Here is a 4,850-nt window from a genome sequence, read left to right as displayed (position 1 = left end):
AATTGGTGCCCAGAAGAAGACTCGAACTTCCACGACCTTGCGGTCACCAGCACCTGAAGCTGGCGTGTCTACCAATTTCACCATCTGGGCAGTATCGGCAGCGCGTCTGCGTCGTCGATGGCGCGCACTATACGGAGCGTCTTTTTAACTGTAAACCCCCGACATCAAAAAAACCTGGGAAATTTCGCCAATGGTAATTAAATCAGCGTCACGATGTCGATAAAGGAGCTTTAGAAGGGCTGTCATAGCTTGAAATTTCCCGTTTCATTACGCCTATGCCAAACTAACCCGCATATAGACAAGGTGAAAACTCTCTAATGGCCGATTGGCAGTCCCTCGATCCCGAGGCCGCTCGTGAAGCGGAAAAATATGAAAACCCTATTCCTAGCCGCGAACTGATCCTTCAGCACCTTGCTGATCGAGGTTCGCCTGCTAACCGCGAGCAACTGGTCGAAGAGTTTGGTCTGACCACCGAAGACCAGATCGAAGCCCTGCGTCGCCGCTTGCGCGCCATGGAGCGCGATGCGCAACTCATCTATACCCGTCGCGGCACTTATGCGCCGGTGGACAAGCTCGACCTGATCCTGGGCCGCATCAGCGGTCACCGTGACGGCTTCGGCTTCCTGGTCCCGGACGACGGCAGTGACGACCTGTTCATGAGCCCGGCGCAAATGCGCCTGGTATTCGACGGCGACCGTGCCCTGGCCCGTGTTTCCGGCCTCGACCGTCGCGGTCGCCGTGAAGGCATGATCGTCGAAGTGGTCTCCCGTGCTCACGAGACCATCGTCGGTCGCTACTTCGAAGAAGGCGGCATCGGCTTCGTTGTTGCGGATAACCCGAAGATCCAGCAAGAAGTGCTGGTCACCCCGGGCCGCAATGCCAACGCCCACGTCGGTCAATTCGTTGAAGTGAAGATCACTCACTGGCCGACACCACGCTTCCAGCCGCAAGGCGACGTGGTCGAAGTTGTGGGTAATTACATGGCGCCGGGCATGGAAATCGATGTCGCCCTGCGCACCTACGATATTCCTCACGTCTGGCCTGAAGCTGTCTTGAAAGAAGCTGCCAAGCTCAAGCCGGAAGTCGAAGAGAAGGACAAAGAGAAGCGCATCGACCTGCGTCATCTGCCCTTTGTGACCATCGACGGTGAAGATGCGCGCGACTTCGATGACGCGGTTTACTGTGAATCCAAGCCGGGCAAGCTGCGCCTGTTCTCCGGCGGCTGGAAGTTGTACGTGGCGATTGCTGACGTTTCCAGCTACGTGAAAATCGGTTCGGCCCTGGACAACGAATCCCAGGTTCGCGGTAACTCGGTGTACTTCCCCGAGCGCGTCGTACCGATGTTGCCTGAGCAGTTGTCCAACGGCCTGTGCTCGCTGAACCCGCACGTCGACCGTCTGGCCATGGTTTGCGAGATGACCATCTCCAAGTCCGGCGAAATGACCGACTACTGCTTCTACGAAGCGGTGATTCACTCCCATGCCCGCCTGACCTACAACAAAGTCAGCGCGATGCTGGAAACGCCGAAACTCACCGAAGCGCGTCAGCTGCGCGGCGAGTACAACGACGTTCTGCCGCACCTCAAGCAGCTTTATGCACTGTACAAGGTGCTGCTGGCCGCTCGTCACGTGCGTGGCGCGATCGACTTCGAAACGCAGGAAACCCGGATCATCTTCGGGACCGAGCGCAAGATTGCCGAAATCCGTCCGACCGTTCGTAACGATGCGCACAAGCTGATCGAGGAATGCATGCTGGCGGCCAACGTGGCCACTGCCGAATTCCTGAAAAAGCACGAAATCCCGGCGCTGTACCGCGTCCACGATGGTCCGCCACCGGAGCGTCTGGAAAAACTGCGCGCCTTCCTGGGCGAGCTTGGTCTGTCCCTGCACAAAGGCAAGGATGGCCCGTCGCCGAAGGACTACCAGGCATTGCTGGCAAGCATCAAGGATCGTCCGGATTTCCATCTGATCCAGACCGTCATGCTGCGTTCGTTGAGCCAGGCGGTGTATAGCGCTGATAACCAGGGCCACTTCGGTCTGAATTACGAAGCGTATACCCACTTCACCTCGCCGATCCGCCGCTACCCGGACTTGCTCACGCACCGGGCGATTCGCAGCGTTATCCATTCCAAGCAGAACACGCCGCACGTTCGCCGTGCCGGCGCGATGACCATTCCGAAAGCGCGTATCTATCCGTACGACGAAGCGGCGCTGGAGCAACTCGGCGAGCAGTGCTCGATGAGCGAGCGCCGTGCCGATGAAGCCACTCGTGACGTTGTGAACTGGCTCAAGTGCGAGTTCATGAAAGACCGCGTGGGCGAATCGTTCCCGGGTGTGATCACCGCCGTGACCGGTTTTGGCCTGTTCGTCGAGCTGACCGATATCTACGTCGAAGGCCTGGTGCACGTCACCGCGCTGCCGGGCGATTACTACCACTTCGATCCTGTGCATCACCGCCTCGCCGGTGAACGTACCGGTCGCAGCTTCCGTCTGGGCGATACCGTTGAAGTGCGCGTTATRCGCGTTGATCTAGACGAGCGCAAGATTGACTTCGAGATGGCTGAAAAAACCATCAGCGCGCCGATTGGCCGCAAGAAGCGTGGGGCTGAAACAACTGCTCCGGCCGCTAAAACCGCCGCAGAACCGGCGCCGGCAAAAACCGGTCGTCGTCCTGCCAAGGAAAAAGCTGTCGAAGCCTATCGCCCAAGCGATGCCGCGGCGAAAAACGCCGAACTGCGTAAAAGTCGTGAATTGAAGCAGGCGTTGCTGTCTGAAGCGAAAAGCGGCGGTAAAGCGGCGTCTGGGGGAAAGACCGGGCGGTCGGCGCCTGACAAGGCTCCCGGCGGCAAGCCAGCCAAACCGAGCAAACATCGTAAAGGCCCGCCAAAAGCGGGTGCTGCTCCAGCCGGCAGAAGCGGCGGGGCGCGTAAACCAAAGGCCAAGCCATGAGTCAGTTGGAAAAAATCTACGGCGTGCATGCGGTAGAAGCATTGCTGCGTCACCACCCGAAACGCGTCAAGCAGATCTGGTTGGCTGAAGGCCGCAGCGAGCCGCGTGTACAGGCGCTGATCGCGCTAGCGAGTGAAAATCGCGTGCCCGTTGGCAACGCTGAGCGTCGTGAACTCGACGCCTGGGTTGATGGCGTGCACCAGGGCGTGGTGGCGGATGTCAGTCCGAGCCAGGTCTGGGGTGAGGCGATGCTCGACGAGCTGCTCGATCGCAGCGAAGGCGCACCGTTGTTGCTGGTGCTCGACGGCGTGACCGATCCGCACAACCTCGGCGCTTGCCTGCGCTCGGCTGATGCGGCCGGTGCATTGGCGGTGATCGTGCCCAAGGACAAGTCAGCCACGCTGACCCCGACGGTCCGTAAAGTGGCTTGTGGCGCCGCGGAAGTGATTCCGTTGGTCGCCGTGACCAACCTGGCGCGTACTCTTGAGAAACTCAAGCAGCGCGGCTTGTGGGTTGTCGGCACAGCGGGCGAAGCTGAGCAGAGTCTGTATCAACAAGACATGACCGGCCCGACCATCCTGATCATGGGTGCAGAAGGCAGCGGCATGCGTCGCCTGACCCGCGATCTGTGCGACTACCTGGTGCACTTGCCGATTGGGAGCGGGCTTGCTCGCGAAAGCGGTGTGTCATTCAGCAGAAATGTTGGATGTGATACCGCTTTCGCGAGCAAGCCCGCTCCCACATTGGTTCTCGGCTATGCCAAAGAACGGTGGTGCGAACGAACTGTTCAAATAATCACCAATTGCCTTGCACCTCTCCTGTCCCTTCTCTACAATTGCGCCCCTTGCTGTGACGGCAGGCACGAATGTGTCTATCGCAAGCAAGTCCATAAGTGTCATTCACTCCTTGTCTGACCGCTTTTGAGCGGCAGGCTACAACCCGTAAGGAGCATTCATGCGTCATTACGAAATCATCTTTTTGGTCCACCCGGATCAAAGCGAGCAAGTCGGCGGCATGGTAGAGCGTTACACCAAGCTGATCGAAGAAGACGGCGGCAAAATCCACCGTCTGGAAGATTGGGGCCGTCGTCAACTGGCCTACGCAATCAACAATGTTCACAAGGCTCACTACGTGATGCTGAACGTTGAATGCACTGGCAAGGCCCTGGCCGAGCTGGAAGACAACTTCCGCTACAACGATGCAGTGATCCGTAACCTGGTCATCCGTCGCGAAGAAGCCGTTACCGGCCAATCCGAGATGCTCAAGGCTGAAGAAAACCGCAGTGAGCGCCGTGAGCGTCGCGACCGTCCTGAGCACGAAGGCGCTGAAAGCGCTGATAGTGATGACAGCGACAACAGCGATAACGCTGACGAGTAATCCACGGACCTTTTGAGGAGCCTATTACATGGCACGTTTCTTCCGTCGTCGTAAATTCTGCCGCTTCACCGCTGAAGACGTGAAAGAGATCGATTACAAAGATCTCAACACTCTGAAAGCTTATGTATCCGAGACCGGCAAAATCGTTCCAAGCCGCATCACCGGTACCAAAGCACGTTATCAGCGTCAGCTGGCCACCGCTATCAAGCGCGCCCGCTTCCTGGCCCTGCTGGCCTACACCGACAGCCACGGCCGCTGAGACCGGGCAGTCGACTCGTAGCAAAGGATTGAATGCATGCGTGCCATAGCTGAGTTCATCATGCGCGGCCGTATGCAGGCCACTCTCGTAGTGGCTGGATGCGTAACATTGCCGTTGTTGTATTGGTTGGGTGCTGCCGCTGGATGCCTTGTGCTTCTGCGGCGCGGATTGAAGGACGCCCTTGGCGTTCTTACCCTGGGAGTGCTGCCGGCGTTGGTCTGGTGGCTTTATGCGGATGACCCTCGGGCGCTTCTGGTGCTTTTGGG

At 58.4% G+C, this 4,850-nt stretch carries 3 protein-coding genes, 1 tRNA gene and 2 pseudogenes; 5 read left to right on the top strand and 1 reads right to left on the bottom strand.

What is annotated here, in order from left to right:
- Nucleotides 1-3: 3 nt before the first annotated feature.
- Nucleotides 4-90 (bottom strand) — tRNA-Leu (locus AC1DRJ_RS21260).
- Between the two features lie 227 nt (nucleotides 91-317).
- Here AC1DRJ_RS21260 and rnr point away from each other — a divergent pair.
- The 5 genes and pseudogenes from rnr to AC1DRJ_RS21235 form a co-directional block, all read left to right on the top strand.
- Nucleotides 318-2,948, top strand: a complete 2,631-nt coding sequence (gene rnr / locus AC1DRJ_RS21255) for a ribonuclease R (RefSeq protein ID WP_477803869.1) — start codon at nucleotides 318-320, stop codon at nucleotides 2,946-2,948.
- Nucleotides 2,945-3,619 (top strand): annotated as a pseudogene (rlmB, locus tag AC1DRJ_RS21250) (23S rRNA (guanosine(2251)-2'-O)-methyltransferase RlmB); the annotation flags it as partial. The gene rnr and the pseudogene rlmB, both read left to right, overlap by 4 nt.
- 283 nt (nucleotides 3,620-3,902) lie before the next feature.
- A complete protein-coding gene (gene rpsF, locus AC1DRJ_RS21245; protein ID WP_003217491.1) occupies nucleotides 3,903-4,325 on the top strand; it encodes a 30S ribosomal protein S6 in 423 nt (140 codons plus the stop codon).
- A gap of 28 nt (nucleotides 4,326-4,353) precedes the next feature.
- The gene (rpsR, locus tag AC1DRJ_RS21240; RefSeq protein WP_002551829.1) at nucleotides 4,354-4,584 is read left to right on the top strand and encodes a 30S ribosomal protein S18; all 231 of its coding nucleotides are present in this window, start codon (nucleotides 4,354-4,356) and stop codon (nucleotides 4,582-4,584) included.
- 36 nt (nucleotides 4,585-4,620) lie between these two features.
- Nucleotides 4,621-4,850 (top strand): annotated as a pseudogene (locus AC1DRJ_RS21235) (hypothetical protein); the annotation flags it as partial.

It is taken from the genome of Pseudomonas sp. P5_B2 (assembly GCF_056400445.1).
The sequence above is the reverse complement of the archived record's forward strand: the minus strand, read 5'-3'. Positions and strand labels throughout refer to the sequence as shown.